Source organism: Gordonia liuliyuniae, from assembly GCF_021739025.1.
In the GTDB taxonomy this organism is placed as follows: Bacteria; Actinomycetota; Actinomycetes; order Mycobacteriales; family Mycobacteriaceae; genus Gordonia; species Gordonia liuliyuniae.
On sequence record NZ_JAKKOT010000003.1, the window covers coordinates 363,813 to 388,836 of the forward strand.

1 protein-coding gene (running past one end of the window) is annotated in these 25,024 nt (G+C 70.4%); it reads left to right on the forward strand.

From position 1 onward, the window contains the following. Positions 1-25,024: the 5' portion of a non-ribosomal peptide synthase/polyketide synthase gene (locus tag L5G28_RS06520; protein ID WP_237000815.1), read on the forward strand. Its footprint extends 695 nt past the window's final position; 25,024 of the gene's 25,719 nt are visible here — the first part of the coding sequence; the start codon lies at positions 1-3; its stop codon lies off the right edge, out of view.

A 25,024-nucleotide genomic window follows, 5' to 3' on the forward strand; every position in this document is an offset into this window, starting at 1 on the left:
GTGGCAGCGACCCTCCAACGGATGTGGGGGGACCGGCCGTCGACACCTCAGCTGGTAGGAGTCGGTTCGGCGATCGCGCCGCAGGCCGAGGCCTTCACCGGGGCCGCCGGGCCCGTGTCGTTCGCCGCGCTCGATGCTCAGGTCGCCACGACCGCGCAGATATTCGCAGCTCAAGGACTCGACCCGGAGGCTGCGGTAAGCGCAGCCGTCGCGGGGACACTCGGTGCCGCCGGTTCGCCCGCTGAGGTCGCGAACGCTGTCGGCCGGGTCGTCGAGGAGATCCGTGAGCGTGCGTGCGCGTTGGCCGGCACCGTCGACTGGGCATCGCTGGCCGGCCTGTTCCGTTCGGCGGCCCACTTGCACGCGGATCGCGTCGCGGTGTGCGACACCGCGGGGCGCGTCCTCTCGTATCAAGAGCTGGACCGTCGATCCGACGAGCTGGCGGCGGGGCTCGCTGCGCGAGGAGTGAGCGCGGGAGACGTCGTCGGTCTGGCGCTGGATCGGACAGTCGACGTCCTCGTCGCCGTCTTGGGAGTCCTCAAAGTAGGCGCGGCGTACCTGCCGCTCGACACCGCTCACCCAGAGGACCGGCTGACGTTCGTCGTCGAAGACGCCGATCCTGCTCTCGTAATCGCAGAGCCCACCGATCTCGACCGATTGAGCTTCCTTGGCGCCGACCGCGCGAGCATAGGCGAACTCTCGGCCGCCGGATTCGACGGGATCGCCCACCACCTGCCGAACGTGATCGACCCTGCTTCCGCCGCGTACATGATCTACACCTCGGGTTCCACCGGCCGACCCAAGGGCGTCGTCGTCGAGCATCGGAACGCCGTGGCACTGATGGCCGCCGCGGCACAGGAGTACGACGTCGACGAGACCGACGTGTGGACGATGTTCCACTCGTATGCGTTCGACGTGTCGGTGTTCGAGATGTGGGGCGCACTGCTGTTCGGCGGTCGCCTCGTGGTCGTTGACTACGTCACGACCCGCAGCCCGGACGAGTTCGCCGTACTCCTCTCGAAGGAACAGGTGACCGTCGTCTCGCAGACGCCGTCGGCGTACTACCAGTTGTCGGCATCGGTGCGGCCGAACGTCGGACGGTTGTCGCCGTCGGTCCGATACATGATCTTCGCGGGCGAAGCCCTCGACTTCCACCAGGTACGTCGGTGGTACGCCGACCGCAGTGAGGCAGGTGACGGCGGTGAGGCAGGTGACGGGGGCGGTCCGATCCTGGTCAACATGTACGGCATCACCGAGACGACAGTCCACTCGACGTTTCGGGCCCTCGACCGCGACCTCGTCGAAGCGACCGCGGCGTCGGACGTCGGCGTCGGTCTGCCCGATCTGACGATCCACCTGTTGGATGCGCGCCTACGGCCCGTCCCGGACGGTGTGCCCGGCGAGATCTATGTGAGCGGCACACAGGTGACCCGCGGCTACCTCGGCAGACCCGGTTTGAGCGCGGGACGCTTCGTCGCCGATCCGTTCGCAGGCGACGGCGGCACCCGCATGTACCGCAGTGGCGACCTCGGGGTCTGGAACGCAGGCAATCTCGAGTATCTGGGACGCGGAGACGCCCAGGTCAAGCTGCGCGGATTCCGTATCGAACTCGGCGAGGTCGAGGCTGCGCTCCTCGCCGCGGACGGTGTGTCGGCGGCCGCCGCGGCGGTCAAGACGAGAACCGCAGGTGACGCCGACGGTCCGGGTATGGAACTGCTCGTCGGTTACGTGGTCGAGGCCGCTGACGGACCGGCGGTCGACCCGGCTGCGGTCCGGCACACCGCATCGCTCCACGTGCCGTCGTACATGGTGCCGGACGTGGTCGTGATCCTCGACAGGCTGCCGTTGACGGTGAACGGAAAGCTGGACCGTCGAGCGTTGCCCGAGCCGGTCCTGGCCGGATCGGTCGACGAGTACGCGGCGCCGGACGGCGCCGAGGAGACCGCCGTCGCCGAGATCTTCGCCGAGGTCCTCGGCATCGACGAGCCGAGCGTCACCGAGTCGATGTTCGACCTCGGCGGCAACTCGTTGGCGGCGACGCAGATCGCGGCACGGGTCGGGCGCGCACTCGACGTGCACGTCGGCGTGCGCGACGTGTTCGATGCGCCGTCGGTCCGTGGGCTGTGCGTACTCCTGAACAGACGGACCCGCGGCGATCGGCCGCAGCTGCGGCGCCGCGCGGACGTCGGTGGACCAATCCCGCTGGCACTGGAACAGCGACGCATGTGGTTCCTCGCCGAGTTCGATCCGGGCAGTTCGGCGTACAACGTTCCGCTCGTGCTCCGACTTCGCGGCGACCTCGACCCGGTCGCCCTCGACGCCGCGGTGCACGATCTGATCGGCCGCCACGAGTCGTTACGGACCCGGTTCCCAGCCGTCGACGGCGTGCCTGAGCAGGTCGTATGTGGCATCGACGACGGTTACCGGCCCGATGTGCAGATCGCGGTGCCCGCGGCGGTCGCCGAACCAGGTCTCGACCACACGCTCGCCGAACTGTTCGGCACGGGCTTCGATCTGCGATCGGCGCCGCCGTTGCGCGCACGACTGTTCCGGATCCAAGACGGCGACAGTCTCCAGGACAGTGGCGTCGGTCTGCGCGACCACGTCTTCGTCCTCGTCGCACACCACATCATCGTCGACGGCGCGTCGCTGACGCCTTTGGCGCGAGACCTCATGACCGCGTACGCGGCTCGCGCCGAAGGGCATCCGCCGTCGTGGTCGGAGCTGCCCGTCCAGTACGCCGACTATTCGACCTGGCAGACCGCCGTCGTCGGCGACCCGTCCGACCCGAGCTCGATCGCGGCCCAGCAGCTGCAGTTCTGGCGCGGCCGGCTCGCAGGCGTCGACGAGGTCCTCGCGCTGCCAACCGACCGTCCGCGCCCACACGTTCTCGGGAAGTCGGCGGGATCGGTCACCTTCGACGTCGACGCCGACCTCGCCCGGAAGATCGACGAGGCCGCACACGAGCACAACGCGTCCGTCTTCATGGTGGTGCACGCGCTGTGGGCGGTGGCGCTGTCCCGTCTGGCCGGGGCCCGCGATCTGACGATCGGCACGCCGTTCGGCGGGCGGACCGACGCAGCGCTCGACGATCTGATCGGCATGTTCGTCAACACGCTGGTGTTGCGGACCGAGATCGATCCGGCCGCCGACCTGGCGGCACTCCTCTCTCAGGTCCGCACCGACGACCTCGCCGCGTTCGCCAACGCGGACATTCCGTTCGACCTGGTCGTCGACGACCTCGATCCGGTCCGGAGCACTGCGCACGCCCCGCTGTTCCAGGTGCTCCTCGTCCTGCAGGACACCCGCGGAGCCGAACTGTCGCTGCCGGGTGTCGGCGTCGAACGGATGGAACAGTATCGGGACCTCACCGAATACGACCTCGCGATCACCTTCCTGCAGGACGGGACGTCGGACCGGCACGGTGCGCTGTCCGGCGTCATCGAGTACGCGACCGACCTGTTCGACGCGGAGCGGATCCGCGGCTTCATCGACGTGTTCATGCGAGTGGCGCACGGGCTGTTGACCGAGCCCGCGCTGACCGTTGGCGACGTCGAGGTCCTCGGTGAAGACGACCGCGCAGCTGTCGTCGCCCTCGCGGCTGGTGATGCCATCGGCCTGCAGCCCGAACTCGTCGGCGACGCGCTCGCCCGACAGGCGGAGCGCACCCCGGACGCGGTGTCGCTCGTGTTCGAGGGCAGGCACGTCGACTACCGCGAACTCGGCGCCCGGGTGGCACTGCTGGCACGCGAGCTGATCGCCGCAGGAGTTCGCGCGGAGACAGCGGTCGCGGTCGCGATCCCACGGTCGATCGACCTCGTCGTCGCGATCCACGCGATCATCACCGCGGGTGGCCAGTACGTCCCGGTCGACGCGGACACACCGTCCGAGCGCGTCCAATACATGGTGGACACCGCTGGTGTGACGGTCGCGCTCGTGCCCGCCGCGACGGCGGGCGGATCGTCGATCGTGCTCGACGGCGTCGACGGCGTGACAACGATCGGGGTGGACTCTTCCACGGAACTGCCTGCCGACCCGGTGGCTCCGGTCGCCGCTGCCGAACGGCGGGGCACGATCACGCCGGACTCGGCGTTGTACACCCTGTTCACGTCCGGCTCGACGGGCAGGCCCAAGGGCGTGACGCTGAGCCACGAAGCCGTGATGAATCGGCTGCGGTGGGGGCTCGACGTGCTGCCGGCCGACCGCGTGGTGCTCAAGACGCCGTTCACGTTCGACTGCTCGGTCCCGGAACTGTTCGCGCCGCTGATGGCGGGCGCGCGCGTCGTCATCGCCCGCCCGGGCGGACACCTGGAACCGGTGTACATGGCGAGGCTGATCACCGAGACCGGCGCGACGATGGTGCACTTCGTGCCGTCAGTCCTGTCCGTCTTCGTCGACGTGCTCGGCGACGACCGGCTCACTGCGCTCGACAGTCTCCGAATCATCTCGACGACCGGCGAGGCCCTGCCCGCCACCGTCGCCGCCCAGGTGCGCGCGGCGCTGCCCGACACCCGCCTGTACAACCTCTACGGGCCGACGGAGGCCGCGGTCGAGATCACCTACCATGAGGTGACGTTCGATCCGGCCGTCGAGCTCCCCGTCTCGGTTCCCATCGGCCGTCCGATGTGGAACTCGACCGCATACGTGCTCGACGACCGGCTCCACCCCGTCGGACCCGACGTCGTCGGCGAGCTCTATCTGGGCGGCGTGCAACTCGCGCGCGGGTACGCCGACCGACCCGACCTGACGGCGGAACGATTCGTCGCCGACCCGTTCGGCGCGGCCGGAGAGCGGCTGTACCGCACCGGCGACCTCGTTCGTGCGAACCAGCGAGGCGAACTCGACTACATCGGGCGTGCCGACTTCCAGGTCAAGTTGCACGGGCAACGGATCGAGCTCGGCGAGATCGAATCGGTGCTCTCCGGTGCGCCGGACGTCACGCACGCCGCGGTCGTCGTCGCCGTCGCACCCGGCGGCGGACAGCAGCTCGCCGGATATCTGGCGGCGGCGCCCGGCCACGAGGTGGTCGTCGACGAGGTGCGGCGATTCGCGGAGGGTGCCCTCCCGGAGTACATGGTGCCGACCGTGTGGACCGTGCTCGAGTCGATCCCGCTGAACACGGCCGGAAAACTCGACCGCCGGGCGTTGCCCGCACCGGAGTTCGTCGCGCAGGAGTTCGTCGCCCCGACCGGCGTCGTCGAGAAGACGATCGCGGCGATCTTCGCCGACGTCCTCGACGTGCCGGAGGTCTCGGCGACCGCGTCGTTCTTCGACATCGGCGGCGACTCGCTGTCGGCGACCCGAGTCGTCGCGCGGATCGACGACGCCCTCGGTTCGGGGCCGTCGATCCGTGACCTGTTCGACGCCCCGTCACCGCGCGACCTCGCCGAGCGTGTCGACGGGTCGGCGCAGGCGGTCATCGCGGCGCCGTCGGAGCGGGGCGCTTTCCCGCCGTTGTCGCCCGCTCAGCAACGGCTGTGGTTCATCAACCAGTTCGACACCTCGTCAGCCGCCTACAACATCCCCATGGTGCTGCATCTGGACGGGGCGCTCGATCACGGTGCGCTGCGCGCCGCGGTGTCCGACGTCCTCGAACGGCACGAGGTGCTGCGCACGCTCTTCCCGACGCGTTCGGGATCGTCCGAGCCGTATCAGCGGGTGCTCGATGTCGCGGACGCGTCGGCGCGCGTGACGTGGGTGCGACATGATCGACTCGCCGACGCGCAGGCCGCCGCGCTGGTCGGCTTCGACGTCACGGCCGACCTGCCGGTGCGGGTGGGGATCGTCGAGCAACCCGAACGTCACACGTTGCTGATGGTCGTCCACCACATCGCTTTCGACGGACAGTCGGTGCCCCTGCTGGCCCGCGACCTGATGGCCGCGTACGCGGCACGGGCCACCGGGCAGCCGTTCGGTCTCGATCCCCTACAGATCCAGTACGCGGACTTCGCGCACTGGCACCGCGAGCGCCTCGGTGACCTGGACACCGCCGACTCGTTGGCGGCCCAGCAGGCCTCGTATTGGCGTGAGCAGCTCGCGGGTGCGCCGGAGACGCTCGCGCTGCCCGCCGACCGCCGCCGTCCCGCGGTCGTCGACCAGTCCGGCGACCGGGTTGCGTTGACCGTCCCACAGTCGGTGGCCGACGCGGTCGTCGACTTCGCAGCACGTCGGGGAGCGACCCCGTTCATGGTGGTGCACCTGGCTGTCGCGGTCGCGATGGCACGTCTGGCGTCGACCGACGACGTCTCGATCGGTGTCGCGATCGCCGGCCGTGGCCGTCCCGAGATCGACGATCTGGTCGGCATGTTCGTCAACACCTTGGTGCTTCGCACCCGGGTCCGCCCCGAGGCTACGGCGGCCGAACTCCTCGACGAACTCCGGCGGGTGGACCTCGACGCGTTCGCGCACGCCGACCTACCGTTCGAGCAGTTGGTGGACGTCCTCGCCCCCGAACGCTCCACCGCGTACGCACCGCTGTTCCAGGTCGGTATGACCTATCAGCGTCGCGACGCCGCATTCGACGCGGAACAGACGGTCGCGGGCCTGCGGGTGCGTGGCGAGGACTTGGCGGTCCCGATGTCGCGGTTCGACCTCGAGTTCGGTGTGATCGAGAGTCGGAATACCGACGGCGGCGTCGTGCTCGCCGGCGAGATGAGCTTCGCGACGGCATTGTTCGACCGGTCGACTGCGCAGCGTTTCGCCGACACCTGGCTCCAGGTGTTGACCGCCGTCGCGACCGTCGGCAGCACACCGGTCGGCGACATCGGTCTCCTCACCCCGGCACAGCGCGGCGACCTGGTCCCCGCGACCGGGTCGAGAGCGCCCGGACCGGAGACGTTGGTCGACCTGCTCGCCCAAAGGAGCGTGTCGCCGTACGCTCCGGCGATCATCGACGAGGCAGGCGAACTCGACAACGCCGCAGCAGCCGCCGTGACGAACCGGTTGGCGCGATGGCTGCTCGCCGCAGGCATCGGGCCCGGCGACGTAGTCGCCGTATGCATCCCGCGGTCGCGGGAGTCCGTCCTCGCAGTGTGGGCGGTCCTCACGGCGGGCGCGGCGTATCTGCCGATCGACCCGCGTCTGCCCGCCGACCGCATCGACTACATGCTCGCGGACTCCGATGTCCGCCTCGGCCTGACCGTCGACGACCTCGGCCCCGCCGCCGCCTCGTGCGAGTGGATCGCACTCGACGACCCGACGGTGACCGCCCAACTCGCCGAGTTGTCCGTCGACCCGGTCGACACCACCGAGCTGCGCCGCGCACCGCGACTCGACGACCTCGTCTACGTCATCTACACGTCCGGATCCACCGGACGCCCCAAAGCGGTCGCCGTACCGCACCGTGGCCTCGCCGCGCTGGCCGCGGCCCAGCGGGCGGTGACCGGCGACGACCCGGACGCGCGTGTCCTGCACGTCGCGTCGCCGAGCTTCGACGCCGCGTTCTTCGAGATGTTCTGGGCGCACGCCGCGAGCGTCCCCCTCGTCGTCTCGCCCGCCGACGTGTACGGCGGTGCCGACCTCGCCGATTTGATCGAGCGCCACCGCGTCACCGACGTGGTCATCACCCCGACCGCCCTCGCAACCGTCCCCGAGGGGCGCGCCACCCACCTGCGTCGCCTGACGACCGCAGGCGAGGCATGTCCGCCCGAACTGGTGGACCGATGGGCGCCCGGGCGCACCATGATCAACCTGTACGGCCCGACCGAGACGACGATCTGGGCGACGTCGGCTCCGCTGCAGACCGGACGCCCGGTCACCATCGGCCGTCCGATCAACGACGTGGAGATACTCGTCCTCGACGCCCGACTGCAGCCTGTGCCGATCGGAGTCGTCGGCGAGATGTACATCGCGTCGCCCGGCCTGGCACGCGGCTACCTACACCGTCCCGACCTCACCGCAGACCGTTTCGTCGCCGACCCGTACGGACGGCCGGGGGCACGCATGTACCGGACCGGTGACCTCGTCCGCTGGACGGCGGACGCTGACCTCGAGTTCGCCGGACGCACTGACTTCCAGGTCAAGGTGCGCGGCCAGCGCGTCGAGCTCGCCGAGATCGACGCGGCGCTCCGCTCGCTGCCCGCCATCGCGCAGGCGGTGACCGTCGGGGCGCCCGGCCCGTCGGGCCGCACCGTCCTCGCGTCCTACGTGGTGGGTGTCGACGGCAGCGGCATCGATGGCACCGGTATCGATGTGGAGGCGGTTGAACGCAACCTGCGCGAGCACCTCGCCGACTACATGGTTCCGTCGGCGATCATGGTCCTCGACGAGCTTCCCCGCACCGCGATGGGCAAACTCGACCGGGACGCGCTGCCCGCGCCCGTCCTCACCGGACACACCGCATTCGTCGCGCCGGTCGGTGAACGCGAGACCCGCATCGCCGAGATCATCGCGTCGCTCCTCGGCATCGACGAGGTGTCGGCCACCGACTCGTTCTTCGAGCTCGGCGGCGACTCCATCGTCTCGATCTCGTTGTCGGCCGCATTGCGCGCCAACGGTTTCGACCTTCGGCCTCGGGATATTTTCGAGCACCGCACCGCGCGAGCCCTGGCCCTCGCGGCACGCGAGGCATCCTCGGACGTCCTACGCGAACTTCCCGGCGGTGGTGTCGGCGACACTCCGTTGACGCCGGTCATGCGGTGGCTCCTCGACCGTGCACCCGCGGTCGCCGACCTCGCCGACTATTCGCAGGCGGCCGTCCTCGTCCTCGCTTCGGACGCCGACCCGGAGCAGGTTCGGGCGACGTTCGCGGCCGTCGCGGGCGCACACCCGATGCTGACCGCGCGCCTGCACCGTGAGCAGGACACGGACATCGTGCGGGCGGGCGACGCCGAGTTCGACGCCGACCAGCAGGTGGTCGTCGGAGCCGCCGATGTCGACGGCGCACACCGGCACGCGGTGTCTCTACTCGATCCCGCGGCCGGGCGGATGTTCTCCGCGGTCACCGTGCCGTCGGCCGGACGCATCGTCGTCGCCGCGCACCATCTCGCCGTCGACACCGTGTCGTGGTCGATCATCATCGGCGACCTCGCCACCGCGTGGGCGCAGGCGAGCACGGGCACACCGGTCGAGGTGGCGGGGGAGGCCACATCGGTCCGCCGCTGGAACACCGCCATCGCCGAACAGCCCGTCGCGCGACTCGACGAGGCCGCGCTGTGGGCCGACCGTCTCGGTGGCGTCGAGGCAGTCACGCGGCGCCCGATCCTGCGCCGTCTGGTCGACCCGAGCGTCGACCGTGAGCGCGACCTGACATCGCATCTGTTGCAGATCGACGCAGATCTGGCGCAGACGATCGTCGAGGACGCCCCCGCCGCGTTCGGCGGCACCGCGCAGGACGTGCTGATCGCGACCCTCGGTCGCGCACTCGCACAGTGGGCCGATCCGGTGAGCGGGGACGTCGACGGCGTGCCGATCCTCATCGAAGGCCACGGCCGGGCCGAACAGATCGCGCCGGGCGCCGACCTGGGTCGGACAGTCGGCTGGTTCACCGCGGTGTCGGCGGTCCGCGTGCCCACGGGAACGACGTCACGCATCGCCGCGGTCAAGACCGTCAAGGAAGAATTGGCGACTGCCGCGGACAACGGCGTCGGTTTCGGCGCGCTGCGGTGGGGCGAGATCCCCGACGGCGCCGTCACATCCGACCTCCGCGTGCTGCGGACCGCCGCACTGCCCGAGATAGCCTTCAACTATCTGGGCGTGACGCGGACCGCCGACAGCGATCTCACTGTCTCAGATCCGGCGTCCCTGCCGCCGTTCGCGCCTGCGCCCGAGACGCACCGGCTTCCCGGATCGATGGCGGGCGGGCTCGTTCCCGTCGCAGGCCTCGCAGTCAACGTGTCCGTCCGTGACCAGGAGACCGGTTACCTCGTCGACGCGAGCCTCAGCCACCTGCCCACGATCGTCGACGCCGCCGACGTCGACGACATCTGCCGGTTGTGGATGGAGGAGTTGCGTGGCGTCGCCGACGTGCTCGCCTCCGATCGGCCGATCGGTCGAACGCCGTCGGACATTCCCGGAGTCGAGCTGTCGCAAGACGAAGTGGACATTCTGGACGAGCAGTTCGCCGGGTGGGATGTGTGGCGACTGACCCCGCTGCAGGCCGGACTGCTGTTCGAATCCGACATCGCGCAGGCCGGTGCCTCGGCGACCGAGGGCCCAGACCCCGTTGACTTCTACGCCTCGCAGGTGCGCATCGACTTGGACGGTCCGGTGGATGCGTCCCGGCTGCAGGCCGCAGCCTCCACCGTCCTGGCGCAGCGAGCGATACTGCGTGCCGCGTTCGTACGGACGCCCGACGGCACCGCGGTCGCAGTGATCTCGCCTGACGCCACCCCGGAGTGGGCCGAGTTCGACATGAGCGGACTCGCCGACCCCGCAGAGCGCGCCGCCGCGGTAGACGAGATCGCGGCACGCGCCGCCGCCGATCACTTCGATCTGAGCAGTCCGGGCGCGATCCGTTTCGCCCTGGTCCGGTTCGAGGACACCGCGACGCTGATCGTCACGAACCATCACATCGTTCTCGACGGCTGGTCCGGACCGATCCTGCTCGCCGAACTGTTCGGCGCCTACGCGGGCGTGGACACCGACCAGTTGGGCGGCGCCGACTTCGACACCTACCTGCGGTGGCTGGCCCGCCAGGACCGGGAGAAGGGGATCGCCGCGTGGACGCGGGCCCTCACCGGATTCCGCGGCGCATCCCTGATCTCCACCGGCGTCCGCCCGGAGGGGCAGCGCGTGTCCGTCGACCACCGCGCCATGCTGGGCCCAGCTGAGTTCGGCGCCCTGGAATCGTTGGCGCGAACCAGCGGCAGCACCGTGTCCACGATCCTGCAATTGGCGTGGGCCGTCGTCCTCGGCCGCTACACAGGGCAGCACACGGTCGTCTTCGGCGAGACCGTGTCCGGTCGTCCCCCGGAGGTCGACGGCATCGAGCGCATGGTCGGTCTGTTCATCAACACGCTGCCCGTCCAGGTGGAACTCGACGATGCGGAGTCGGTGGCCGACGCGTTGACCAGACTCGCTGACGCGAAGCTGGCCACCCTCGACTACCAGTACATCGGTCTGCCGGAGATCTCGGCGGCGCTCGGTGAGCCCGTCCTGTTCGACTCGCTCGTCGTGTACGAGTCGTATCCGGTGGATGCGGCCTCGCTCGCGGCCGCGGGTGACCTCGCGGGCCTGTCCGTCGCGTCGGTCCAGACGTCCGACGCGACGCACTACCCGGTCAGCGTGGCCGCGGCCAGCCACGGCAATGACCTGTCGTTGACCATCAAGCACCGTCCCGACTTGGTGCCGCCGGGGCTGGCGGAAGCGGTCGCCGACGGACTCCGCACCGTCCTGCACCAGTTCTCCACCGACCCCCGGATGCCGTTGGGCGCCGTGAGGCTCCTCAGCGACACCGACCGCGACCGGCTGCTCGCCGTCGACACGCCGCCGCTCGTACCGCAGGCGACACTGGCAGAACTCGTGACGGCTGCCGCCGCGCGCTGGCCCCAGCGGACCGCGGTCGTCGACGACACCGGCGAGTCGCTGACCTACGCCGAACTCGACCGCGCATCGAACGCTCTCGCCCGCTGGCTCATCGACCGCGGCGTCGGGGCCGACGACATCGTCGCGCTCGCGATCGGCCGTTCACTCGATCTGCACGTCTGCATGTGGGCGGTCGCCAAGGCCGGTGCAGGCTTCCTGCCGGTCGACACCGAGTACCCGGCGGACCGCATCGCGTTCATGCTCGCCGACTCCGGCGCGAACCTGGGACTGTCCGCGGGTGGGGCGCAGCCGCCGGCCGGCGCCGACTTCACCTGGACGGACATCGACGACCTGTCGCGCAACGGCCTCGACGGGTACTGCACTGACGCGTTGACCGAGGGCGAGACCGCCGGTCGCCGCTTCCTCGACGCCGTCGCATACGTCATCTACACGTCCGGTTCGACCGGCGTCCCGAAGGGCGTCGAAGTCACCGGCCGAGGGATCGCGCCCTATGCGGCTGCACACGCGGCGGCGCTCGACGTCGCCGACGGCGGCACCGTGCTGTCGTTCGCGTCGCCGAGCTTCGACGCGTCCGTCCTCGAGCTGCTTCTGGCCCTCGCCGTCGGCGGCACCCTCCACATCCGGCCGCCGTCGGCCGTCGGCGGCGTCGAACTCGAAGAATTCCTGACCAGCCGCGACATCAGACACGCGTTCCTGACCACCCGTGTGACCGAGACTCTCCGGCCCGAGCGGACCCCGCTGCAGATGGTGTGCACCGGCGGCGAGAACGTGCCGAGCGAACTGCGGAACCGGTGGGCTCCCCACGCACGGTTCCACAACGTGTACGGGCCCAGCGAGACCACCATGGTGGTCTCAGCGAGCTCTGCGAAGACCCTCGACGCCCCGATGGACATCGGCGGCCCGCTCCCCGGCACCGGCATGGTCGTCCTCGACAACACGCTGTCCGGCGTCCCGGTCGGGGCCGTCGGCGAACTGTACATCCTCGGCCCGTCGCTCGCGCGCGGTTACCGGCACCGCGCGGGCCAGACCGCAGGCACGTTCGTCGCCTGCCCGTTCGGTGAGCCCGGCGCCCGCATGTACCGCACCGGCGACCTCGTGCGGTGGATCGCCGGGGACGATAAGGGACACCTGGTCCTCGAACACATGGGGCGCAGTGACTTCCAGGTGAAACTCCGCGGCCAGCGACTCGAACTCGGCGACATCGAGCACGTGCTCGACGGACATCCGGAGGTTCGGATGGCCGCGGTGACCGCGGTGACCGAAGGCGCCCAGGTGACACGCCTGCACGCGTACGTCGTGCTCACCGACGGTGCGTCGGCGACGCCTGCGCGACTGCGCGAACACCTCGCCGATCACCTGCCGGGTTACATGGTGCCCGCGGGCGTCATGATGCTCGACGAGATGCCGCTGACTCCGGTCGGCAAACTAGACCGCGCGGCGCTGCCCGAGATCGCCATCGACGCCTCCGAGGACTACGTGCCGCCCGCCGACGACGTCGAGACCCGGGTCGCGGACATCTTCGCCGACCTCCTGGACATCGACCGGGTCGGAGCCACCGACAGCTTCTTCGAGGTCGGCGGCGATTCGTTGTCGGCGACACGCCTGGCCGCGAGGGTCGGTGCGGCGCTCGACACCACCGTGACGGTCCGCGACGTATTCGAGGCCCCAACGGTGCGGGCGCTCGCTGCACGCGCGACGGCGGCCACCGCACGCGGGGCGGCGCCGATCGTCGCGGACGCGGTCCGTCCCGCCGACGTCCCGCTGTCGTTCGCGCAGCAGCGTATGTGGTTCATCAACCGCTACGACGCGCAGTCGCCGGCCTACAACGTGCCCCTCACGCTGCGTTTGCGCGGCGAGTTGGACGTCGACGCGCTGCACGGAGCGCTCATCGACGTCGTCACACGACACGAGGTACTGCGCACGTGCTTCCCACACCGTGACGGCGTGCCCTACCAAGAGGTCGGCGACGCGGCCGAGGTCTCCTCGACCCTCGACTGGGCAACCGTGTCCGATCCGGACTCGCTCACCGCCGCCGCGACCACAGGCTTCGACGTCACCGTCGACTGGCCGGTGCGTGCACGCCTCCTCGCGAGCGGCCCCGACGACCACGTACTGCTGGTGGTGCTGCACCACATCGCATTCGACGGTGAATCGATGAGGCCGTTCGTCACGGACCTCGTCTCCGCGTACACCGCACGCCGTGCGGGCGAGGCGTGGACAGTGCCCGAACTCGACCTGCAGTTCGCCGACTACGCGCTGTGGCAGCACCGCGAACTCGGCACCGTCGACGACCCGGAGTCGGAGATCGGGCGTCAGTTGGCCTACTGGCAGGAACGTCTGGCAGGCGCCCCGGACGTCGTGGAGCTGCCGACCGACCGGCCGCGGCCCGCCGTCGCCTCCCAGCGTGGTGCCGCCCACCGATTCGAGATCCCCGCGTCGGTCGCCGCCCAGGTGACTGCTCTCGCCGCGGCCGCCGGAGCCACCGAGTTCATGGTCGTGCAGGCGGCCCTCGCAGTCCTGATCGCACGCGCGTCAGGCGAAGGCGATGTCACCGTGTCGACCCCCGTGGCAGGCCGCGGACAGCAGTCGCTCGACGATCTCGTCGGCATGTTCGTCAACACCCTCGTGCTCCGCAGCCGGGTCGATTCGACCGAGTCGTTCGCGGCTCTCGTCGGCCGAATCCGGGAGATCGACCTGGAGGCGTTCGCCCACGCCGACGTGCCGTTCGAAGTGGTCGTCGATCGGGTCGACCCGGTGCGCTCGGAGGCTTTCGCGCCGCTGTCGCAGATCGCCCTGACCTTCGAACGAGCCTCGATGATCGAACTGGCGGGCGGGGCACTCGCCGCCGCGGACAGCCCGGTCGCCGACATCGCAGGCCTCCGTGTCGACGCTGTCGAACCGGACCGCATCCCGGCGAAGGTCGATCTGACGTTCGCCGTGGCACCCGCCCCCGACCAGGCGTGGGAAGCGTCGATCATCTACGCGAGTGACCTGTTCGACCCGTCGACCGTGGCCCGGATCGTCCTCCGATTCGTGCGGGTCCTCGACGAGTTGACCGGGAACCCGGCAGCCGCTGTGGGCGACGCCGACCTGCTGCTCGAGACCGAGCGCGGCCGACTGGCCGCGCTGGCGGGGACCGACAGCGCACGCGCTGCTCTGGCCGGCGTCGACGAGGACGCCATCGTGTCCGAGATGCTCACCGACCACGCGGCACGCACCCCGGACGCACCCGCACTCACCCTCGGCGACCGCACCCTGACCTACCGAGAACTGCATGAGCGAGTGACCCTCGCGGCGCGCGACCTCATCGCCGCGGGCGTGGGGCCCGAAGTCGCGGTGGCCGTGTGCATGCCGCGCTCGATCGAGTTGGCGATCGCCTTCCACGCGGTCCTCGACGCGGGCGGGCGCTACGTGCCGATCGATCCGCAGGCTCCGTCCGAACGCATCGCATACCTGCTGCGGACGTCGGGCGCCGTCGTCGTCCTCACCGACCAGCCGACGGATCTGCCCATCTTGTCGGACGTCGAGTTCGCGGCGCTGCACCTGATCAGGCTCGACGCCGACCGTCCGTTGCCGCCGACCGGCGTCCAGCCGTTGAGGCAAGCCGAACGACTCGGACCGATCCGTCCCGAGACATCGGTGTACACGGTCTTCACCTCCGGATCGACCGGCCTGCCGAAGGGCGTCACCATCTCGCACGGAGCGCTGCGAACCATGGTCGACGACGACTTCCGGCGGTTCGGCTTCGGGCCGGAGGACTCCGTCCTGTTCGCGTTGGCGATCACGTTCGACCCGTCAGTCATCGATTTCCTCCGGCCCGTCGCGGACGGTGGTCGTTCGGTGATGCTCCGTCCGGACGGGGAACGCGACCCGCGCTACATGCTTGAGGTGATCCGCCGCGAACGCGTCACCTCCGTGGTCCTGGTTCCGTCGTTGCTGGCCGCCATGCTCGATCTCGCGACCGACGAGGAACTGGCCGGACTGGACGCGCTCCGTGCGCTCGGCGTCGGCGGCGAAGCACTGTCGCCGGGGCTGGCCGCCGCCGTCCACGAACGACTGCCGCACGTCTGGCTGTTCAACCTGTACGGGCCGACCGAAACCACGATCTACTCGGTGGTACATCGCGTGGTCGGCGCGGAAGGGACGATCCCGCTGGGGGCGCCCGTCGCCGACACCTCCTCGTACGTTCTCGACGAACGCCTGAAACCCGTGCCCGTGGGCGTGGTCGGTGAGTTGTACCACGGCGGCGTGCGGGTGGCTCGCGGCTACGAGGCCAGGCCAGGACTGACGGTCGACCGATTCGTCGCCGACCCGTTCATCGAGTCCGGCATGCGCATGTATCGGACCGGCGACCTGGCGCGGTGGAACCGTCTCGGCGAACTCGAGTACATCGGACGAGCCGACTTCCAGGTGAAGCTGCGTGGCCAGCGCATCGAACTGGGCGAGGTCGAGGGAGTCCTCGCCCGCCACCCCGGTGTCGCGAACGTCGCGGCCGCGGTCGTCGACACGCCCGCCGGTCAGCAACTCGTCGCGTACGTGTCGGGCGCCGCGCTCGACCTGGCGACGCTCAAACAGCACGCAGTCGACACGTTGCCGACGTTCATGCGGCCCGGCGGGTGGATGCTCCTCGACGAGCTGCCGTTGAACGCCGCGGGCAAGATCGACCGTCGAGCCCTGCCCGAGCCGCAGTTCGAAGCCGACGAATACGTCGCGCCCGCCGATGACACCGAACGCATCGTCGCCGGCATCGTCGCGAACGTGCTGGGAGTCGACCGCGTGTCGGCGACCGCGTCGTTCTTCGACGTCGGCGGCAACTCGCTGAGCGCGGCGCGGGTCGCGGCGCGAGTCGGCGACGCGCTCGGCGTCGACATAGCGGTCCGCGACATGTTCGAGTCGCCGACCGTCCGCGAACTCGTGGCGCACGCGCGCTCGTCGGATGCGGCGGCCGTCGTCCCGCCGATCCGCGCCGTCACGCCGCGGCCGGACCGGCTCCCGCTGTCGTTCGCCCAGCAGCGGATGTGGTTCATCAACCAGTTCGACACCTCGGCGAGCGCGTACAACGTGCCGATCGTTCTGTCGCTGTCCGGGCCGGTCGACGCCGAGGCCGTCGCCGCAGCGGTCGCCGACGTCGTGGTCCGCCACGAGGTGCTGCGTACTGTCTTCCCGGCGGATCCCGACGGTGTCCCGCACCAGGTGATCGCCGACGCCGCCGACGTCCGATCACGGCTCGACTGGACGACGACCAGCGATCCCGGGGTGCTCCGCAGCGCGGTCACCGACGGCTTCGACGTGGCCAGCGGGTGGCCGGTCCGTGCGGTCCTGCTCCGCGAGAACGCGACCGCGTACACATTGGCGATCGTCATCCACCACATCGCGGGCGACGGTGAGTCCCTACGCCCGCTGGTCGCTGCGCTGCTCGCCGGCTACGAGGCCCGCACCCGCGGCGTCGCACCCGAACTGGGCGACCTCACCGTCCAGATCGCCGACTACGCGCTGTGGCAGCGTCGTCATCTGGGCAGCGTGGACGACCCCCATTCGGTGGTCGGCAGCCAGCTCGCCTACTGGCGGAACCGCCTCGCCGGAGCGCCGGAGGCGCTCACGCTGCCGACCGACCGGCCCCGACCGGCGATCCGCGACGCGCGTGGCGCCGACTACGAGTTCGCGATCCCCGACGATCTCGCGTCCGGGATCGCCCGCATCGCGCGCGCACACCAGCTGACCGAGTTCATGGTGGTGCACGCCGCGTTGAGTGTGCTCGCCGCACGCCTGTCCGGCGAGACCGAGATCGCGGTCGGCGCCGCCGTCGCCGGACGAGGAGCGGCCGAACTCGATGAGCTGATCGGCATGTTCGTCAACACGGTGGTGCTCCGCACCGAGGTCGATCTCGGCGCCGACTCCGCAACCGTGCTGGCCGACATCCGCGACATCGACGTCGCAGCCCTCTCACGGACCGACCTGCCGTTCGAAGAGCTCGTCGACGCGGTCGCCGGAGCACGCGACCTGTCGGTGTCTCCGCTGTTCCAGATCGGCTTGACCTATCAGTCCACCGATCACACCGCAGGCCAGTCCACCGGGCAGGATCAGCCGATCCGCGTCGCCGACATCGACGTCGCCTGGGTCGACACCGACGTGGCGACCGCGAAGGTCGACCTGTCCCTCGGGTGGTCGCGTCGACGCGCCGCGGACGGCTCGACGACGGTCACCGGCCTGTTCAACTATGCGGTCGCACTCTTCGACGAGGCGACGATCGCCCAGTTCGCCGACCGGCTGACCGCCATCCTGCAGGCCTTCGTCGACACCCCGGACCTGCCGGTCGGCGACATCGACCTGACCGTCGCCGCCGACCCCGCACCGGTTCTCGGCGACGGCGCGTCAGCGCAGCCGATGACCCTCGTCGACCTGCTGGATCGACGCGTACTCGACGCCGACGCACCCGCGGTGCGGTGTGACGACCGGCGCCTGACGTACGGCGAGTTCGAAGCCCGGAGCAATGCGCTCGCACGACAGCTGATCGACCGCGGCGTCGGCCCCGGCGACGTCGTCGCGCTCGGCATCGGTCGAGGCGTCGACTCGGTGCTCGCGGTGTGGGCTGTGGTCAAGTCCGGCGCCGCGTACGTGCCGGTGGATCCGCGCCTGGCAACCGATCGGGTCGCGCACATGTTGGCCGATGCGGACGTCCGCATCGGGTTGACCACCGAAGCCGACCGGCCGTCGTTGTCGGTCGGAGCCTGGCTGTCCATCGACGGCGACGAGATGCGCCGTGCGCTCGACGACACCGCGACCGCGCCGCTGCAGAGCGGGGAACGACGTCGTGAGCCCATGCTCGACGACCTCGCGTACCTCATCTACACGTCCGGGTCGACGGGCCTGCCGAAGGCCGTCGCGGTCGCGAACCGAGGCGTCGCGAACCTCGTCGCCGCGCAGACGTCGGAGCTGGGCACCGCCGCCGACAGTCGTGTTCTGCACGTCGCGTCGCCGAGCTTTGACGCGGCCTTCTTCGAGATGATCTGGGCTTATGCGCGCGGAGCCGAACTCGTGGTGTCGCCCCCCGACGTGTATGGCGGACATGAGTTGGCGCAGGTCGTCGACGGCGGGGCCGTGACCGACCTCGTGATCACCCCGACCGTCCTCGCCACCCTCGATCCCGACGATGTGCCGACCGTGCGGACGGTGACTGTCGCGGGTGAGGCGTGCCCGCCGGACCTGGCGGCGCGCTGGTCGATCGGCAGGCGGATGGTCAACCTGTACGGCCCGTCCGAGACCACGGTGTGGGCCACCGCGGGCGAGGTCACCACCGACCGGCCCGTCACCATCGGTCTGCCAGTCCCCGGCGTGACCGCGATGGTGTTGGGGCCACGGCTGCGTCCGGTCCCCGCCGGAGTGACCGGCGAGCTGTATCTGACCGGTGACGCGCTCGCGCTCGGCTACCTGCGCCGCGCAGGACTCACCGCATCGCGATTCGTCGCGTGCGACTTCACCGCGCCCGGCGCCCGGATGTATGCGACCGGCGACCTCGTCCGTTACACCCGGCACGGCGACCTCGAATACGTCGGCCGGTCCGACTTCCAAGTCAAGATCAACGGTCAGCGCGTCGAACTCGGTGAGATCGACGCGGTCCTCGCCGCACAGCCCGGCGTCGCACAAGCGGTGACGCTCGACCGGGTCGGCGCCGACGGCCGGACCCGGCTCATCAGCTATCTCGTGGCGCGGCCCGGACTCGCCGTCGACCAGACGGACGTCCGTGGCGCCCTCGCGGCGCGGCTGCCCGGCTACATGATGCCGTCGGCGATCGTCGAACTCGACGAGATGCCGACCACGGTCCTCGGCAAACTCGACCGAAACGCGCTGCCGGCCCCGCCCGAGACGCAGGGCGATGGCGTGGTGCCACCCGCCGACGAGGTCGAGGCGTCCATCGCGCAGGTGTTCGCGGGCGTGCTTGGGCGGACCGGCGTCAGTGTCACCGAGTCGTTCTTCGCGCTCGGCGGCGACTCCATCGCGTCGATTCAGTTGGCGTCGGCGTTACGCGCCGCCGGCCATCCGGTGAGCCCGCGGGACATCTTCGAGAACCCGACGGTGCGTGCCCTCGCCGCCGTCGTCGACGCCGCACCTCTCACGCTCCCCGAATTCGACGGCGGCGGCAGTGGCGACATTCTCCCGGTGCCGCCCATGGTGCGCTGGATGCTCGACCACGTCGTCGATCCCGGTGACGCCGACGACTTCTCGCAGGCCGTCGTCGTCAACCTGCCTTCCCGCGTCGAGCTCGATCACCTCGGCGCAGTGGTCGACGCGGTCGTTGCCGTCCACCCGATGCTCCGCGCGGTGCTCTCGACGGTCGACGGTCGGCCCGCCCTCCGCTCGGGGGCGGCGGAGGCGACGCCGTTCGTCGCGATCGACACGCACCGTTCAGTCCGGGACTGGGATGACGCCGTTCTCGACGCACACCGGACTGCACTCGCCGCTCTCGATCCGTCCCACGGAACCGTGTTCGCGGCCGTCGGCGTACGGGACGACTCCGGAGCCGGACGCCTCGTCGTCGCCGCCCACCACCTCGCGGTCGACATCGTGTCGTGGCAGACGATCCTCGCCGACCTCGCCGCGGCTGATGCACAGCTGACCGCGGGCGCCCACGTGGAACTGGCCGACGAAGGAACATCGGCCCGGCGCTGGGCCGGCGTCCTCGCCGAGCTGGCTGAGCGGGACTCGCCCGATCCGGACCGCGCCGACGCGCACTGGCTCGGACACCTTCCCGCCGCCGAGTCCGTCCGACTGCCCGGGGGAGGGCTCGATCGAGTCCGTGATCGACAGGCGACTGTCGAGGCGGCCGGATGGCAGATGCCTGCCGATCTCACCGAATCGGCATTGACCACGCTGCCCGCACTGTTCGGCGGAGCCCCGATCGACGTTCTCGTCGCCACCTTCGCCTCTGCGGTGCAGCGGGTGTTCGGCGACGATGAGCGACGCCGCGTCAACCTGCTGCTGGAGGGCCACGGACGCCAGGAACAGGTCGCGCCCGGCGCGGACCTGACGCGCACGGTCGGCTGGTTCACCGCGCTCGAACCGATCGCGATCGGCGTCGACGACGACCCGGTCCACGCGGTCAAGGCCGTCCGCGAATCGCGGGCCAGCCATCCCGACGGCGGCCTGTCGTTCGGCGCCCGCCGCTACCTGCGCCCGGATTCGCCGCTCGCCGACGCTCCGTTGCCGGAGATCGGTTTCAACTTCGCGGGCGCGGGCCGCAGCGGCGACGTCGAACCCGCATTCGACGGCGCCGACCTGCTCGTGCCGGTGCCCGGTCCCGTCCTACCCGCGTCCGTGTCCGGCGCGATGACCGCGTTGAACGCTCTGTCGGTCGACGTCGCCGTCACCGGCGACGAAGCGGGCCGTCGCCTCGACGTGTCGATCGCGGCCCCGGCCGCGGTGCTCGACCGCGAGACGTCGACGCTACTGGCGCAGACCTGGCAGCGCGAACTCGCGCGTCTCGTCGCCAGGGTCGACGAACTGGGCGGGAAGGTCGGGCCCAGCCCGATGGACGTCCCCGGTGCGGGCCTGACCCAACCGGAGATCGACGACCTCGTCGACCGCAACCCGAACGCCGCCCTGTGGCCGCTCTCGCCACTGCAGCGCGGACTGTTCTTCCAGTCCGAGATCGTCGGCGACGGACTCGACGTGTACATCACGCAGGCGGTCCTACGCTTGCGCGGACAGGTCGACGTCGGTCGTCTGCGTCGCGCGCTGACCACAGTGATCGGCCGCAACGCCGCGCTGCGGTCGACGTTCGTACGCACCGCGTCCGGCACCCCGGTCACCGTGGTCCCGGACGCCTCGACCGTCCGACTGGAGATCGCGGAGCCGGCTGCCGACGTGGCCGCCGTCGCAGCCGCCGAACGCCGCAACCCGTTCGACGTGGCCGAGGGGCCTCTCATCCGGTTCACGCTGGTGGCTGCATCACACGGTGAGTCGAGCTTGATCGTCACCAACCACCACCTGGTCCTCGACGGCTGGTCCGGTCCGCTCCTCCTCGCGGAGATCCTGTCGGCGTACGCCGGTCCGGCGGATGCCGCACCGCAGGTGACGGTCGACGGTTACCACCGTTTCCTGCGGTGGCTGGGCGACACGGACTCGGCGGCCGACAGCGCGGCGTGGCGCGACGTCCTCTCCGACGTGGCGGGACCGACCTTGGTCGGCAGCGGCGATCGGCATCGGGTCGACAGCGAACCCCTCGAGGTTCGCACCGAGCTCGACGGCGGGGTGGGCGCACGGATTCACGCCCGCGGGCGTGAACTCGGCGTCACCACGTCCACGCTGCTCCAACTCGGCTGGGCGGTGCTGCTGTCCCGACTCGTCGACTCGCCGACCGTCGTATTCGGCGAGACGGTCGCGGGACGCCCCGCGGAGGTCGACGGCGCCGACGCCACCATTGGGCTGTTCATCAACACGCTGCCCGCAGCCGTCACCGTCGGCGGTGGCGTGTCCGTCGCTGACGCTGCCGTCGCGGTGCAGGCCGCGAAGACGAGGGTCCTCGGCCACCAGCACATCGGGTTGGCGGAGATCAGCGAGGCGACCGGGCACCCGGTGCTGTTCGACACGCTGTTCGTCTACGAGTCGTATCCGCTCGACCCCGCGACGGCGGGCGCGGACGGCGACCAGCCGTCCGATGCCCTGCAACTGACGGGCGTGGACGCATCGGATGCGACGCACTATCCGTTGACCCTGTCGGCCGCACCGCACCCTGGCGACGATCAGTCGATCGCGTTGACGTTGAAATTCCTGCCTGACCAGGTCCCGGCCGAACGCGCTCGATCGCTCGTCGACACGCTCGGCCGTATTCTCACGGTGATTGGTGAGAGCGGGATTGGTGAGAGCGGGAACGGTGAGAGCGGGATCGGCGACCTGACCCTCGACGATCTCGCGTTGATCGACGTGCCGAACGCGCAGGCCCAGGGCATCCTGCCCGCCACCGCGGGCGCAGGCACGCCGCCGGTGCTGCTGCCGGAGATGTTCACCGCTGCGGCCCGGCGCGCTCCGGAACGCTCCGCTGTGGTCGACGCGGACGGCGTCGAGCTCACCTACCGCGAACTCGACGAGCGGTCCAACCGGCTGGCCCGGATGCTCATCGAACGCGGTGTCGGAGCCGAACGGCCCGTCGCGCTGGCCATCCGCCGCTCGGCACTGTTGTTGACCGCGATCTGGGCCGTCGCCAAGACCGGCGGTGCGTATGTGCCGATCGACCCCGACTATCCGGCCGATCGCGTCGCAGCGATGGTCGAGGACTCGGCGGCGGTGCTCGGTCTGGCGACGGCGGACTGCGGGCCGCTCGACTCGGGACCGTCGTCGCCAGACGCGCTCGAATGGGTGCGTCTCGACGATCGTGACGTAGCCGCAGACGTCGCGAGTCGGTCGCCCGCGCCGATCGGCTCGGCCGAACGACTCGCTCCGATCACGCCGGAGAACCTGGCGTACATGATCTACACGTCGGGTTCGACGGGACGCCCCAAGGGGGTGGCGGTGACCCACTCGGGCCTGGCGAACTTCGCCGGCCAGGAGTCGGTGCGCCTGCACGCCGAGCAGGCTCCGGTCGTGCTCGGCTTCGCGTCGCCGAGCTTCGACGCCTCGGTGCTCGAATACCTACTGGCGACGGTCAACGCGGGCACCATCGCGTACCGTCCGTCCGACGCGGTCGGCGGCGTCGCACTCGAAGCCTTCATCGCCCGGCACGGTGTGACCCACACGTTCCTGACGCCGTCGGTGCTCGCGACACTCGATCCGGCCCGGGTGCCGAGTCTGTCGTCGGTCGCCGCAGGCGGTGAAGCGGTGCCGCAGGCCGTGGTCGACCAGTGGTCGTCGGCCGTCGACCTGCATAACCTGTACGGTCCCACCGAGACGACCATCGGCATCACGATCAGCGCGAGGTTGCAGGTCGGCGAGCCGGTCCACCTCGGCGGCCCGATCGGCGGAGTCGATCTGATGGTGCTCGACGACCGGCTTCGGCCGGTCCCGGTCGGCATACCGGGCGAACTGTACGTCGTCGGCAACGCGCTCTCGCGCGGGTACGCGGGCAAGCCCGGCCTGACCTCGGAACGGTTCGTCGCCGACCCGTACGGCACGGCGGGCGCCCGCATGTACCGGACCGGCGACGTGGTGCGGTGGGCGACCGATCGTCACGGAGCGCTGACCCTCGAGTACACGGGCCGGTCCGACGAGCAGGTCAAGCTCCGTGGGCTCCGCATCGAACTCGGCGAGATCGAGGCGGTACTCGCCGGACATCCGGCGGTCGCGTCGGCTGTCGTCGTCGGTGTGGGCGGATCCGTCGCCACGTCGCTCGCCGCCTACGTGGTGCTCGACGGCACCGTCGATCCGGGCGAGCTGCGCACGTTCGCGAGTCGAGCACTGCCCGCGCACATGGTTCCCGGATCGGTCACTGTGCTCGACGCATTGCCGTTGACGCCCGTCGGGAAACTCGACAAGCGGGCGCTGCCCGAGCCGGTCGTCGAGACCGGCGAGTTCGCGGCGCCGACCGGCCCGACCGAACTCGCCGTCGTCGAGGTTGCGGCCGCAGTCCTGGGCGTCGAGCCCGACACGGTGTCTGTCGACGCGAGCTTCTTCGAACTCGGCGGCGACTCGCTGTCGGCCGCACGATATGCGGCCCAGCTGTCCGACCGGACCGGCGCCGCGGTGTCGGTGCGCGACGTGTTCGGCGCGGACACCGTGGCGGCACTCGCCTCGGTGATCGACGCCGCAGACGCCCGCCCGGCACTCGGGTCCGTGCGTGCGGTGTCGCCGCGCCCCGACGTCGTCCCGCTCTCGTTCGCCCAGCAGCGGATCTGGTTCATCGAGCAGTTCGCTCCCGGCACCGCTGCGTACAACATCCCGATCGGGGTGCGCCTGCACGGGGACCTCGACGCGGACGCGATGCGCCGCGCGGTCTACGACGTGGTGGCACGCCACGAGATCCTCCGGACCACATTCGGGCAGTCGGCGGGCGAGCCGCACCAACTGGTCCACGACGCTGGTACGCCGAAGGCCACCCCGGACTGGCAGGTCGTCGACACGATGGCCGCCGTCGAAGAGGCCGCAGCCACGGGTTTCGACGTGGCGGCGCAGGTGCCGTTCCGGGTCCGTCTGCTCCAGGTGGGTCCCGACGAGCACATTCTGTTCGCGGTGTTGCATCACCTGATCGGCGACGGCGAGTCGATGCGCCCGCTCATCTCCGACATCGTCACCGCCTACCTCGCGCGGCAGGCCGGGCAGGCCCCGGCCTTCCCGCCGCTTCCGGTGCAGTTCGCCGACTACGCGATCTGGCAGCGCGAGACACTCGGCACGCCCGACGACCCGGATTCGGTGATCGGCGGCCAACTCGAGTATTGGGCCGAGCGTCTCGCGGCGTCGCCGGACGTGATCGATCTGCCTGCCGACCGGCCGCGGCCGCCGGTCGCGTCGCACCGCGGTGCGATGGTGCAGCTGCCGATCGACCGGACGACCGGTGCCCGGGTCGACGCGGTCGCCGCCGACTCCGGGGTCACACCCTTCATGGTCGTCCACG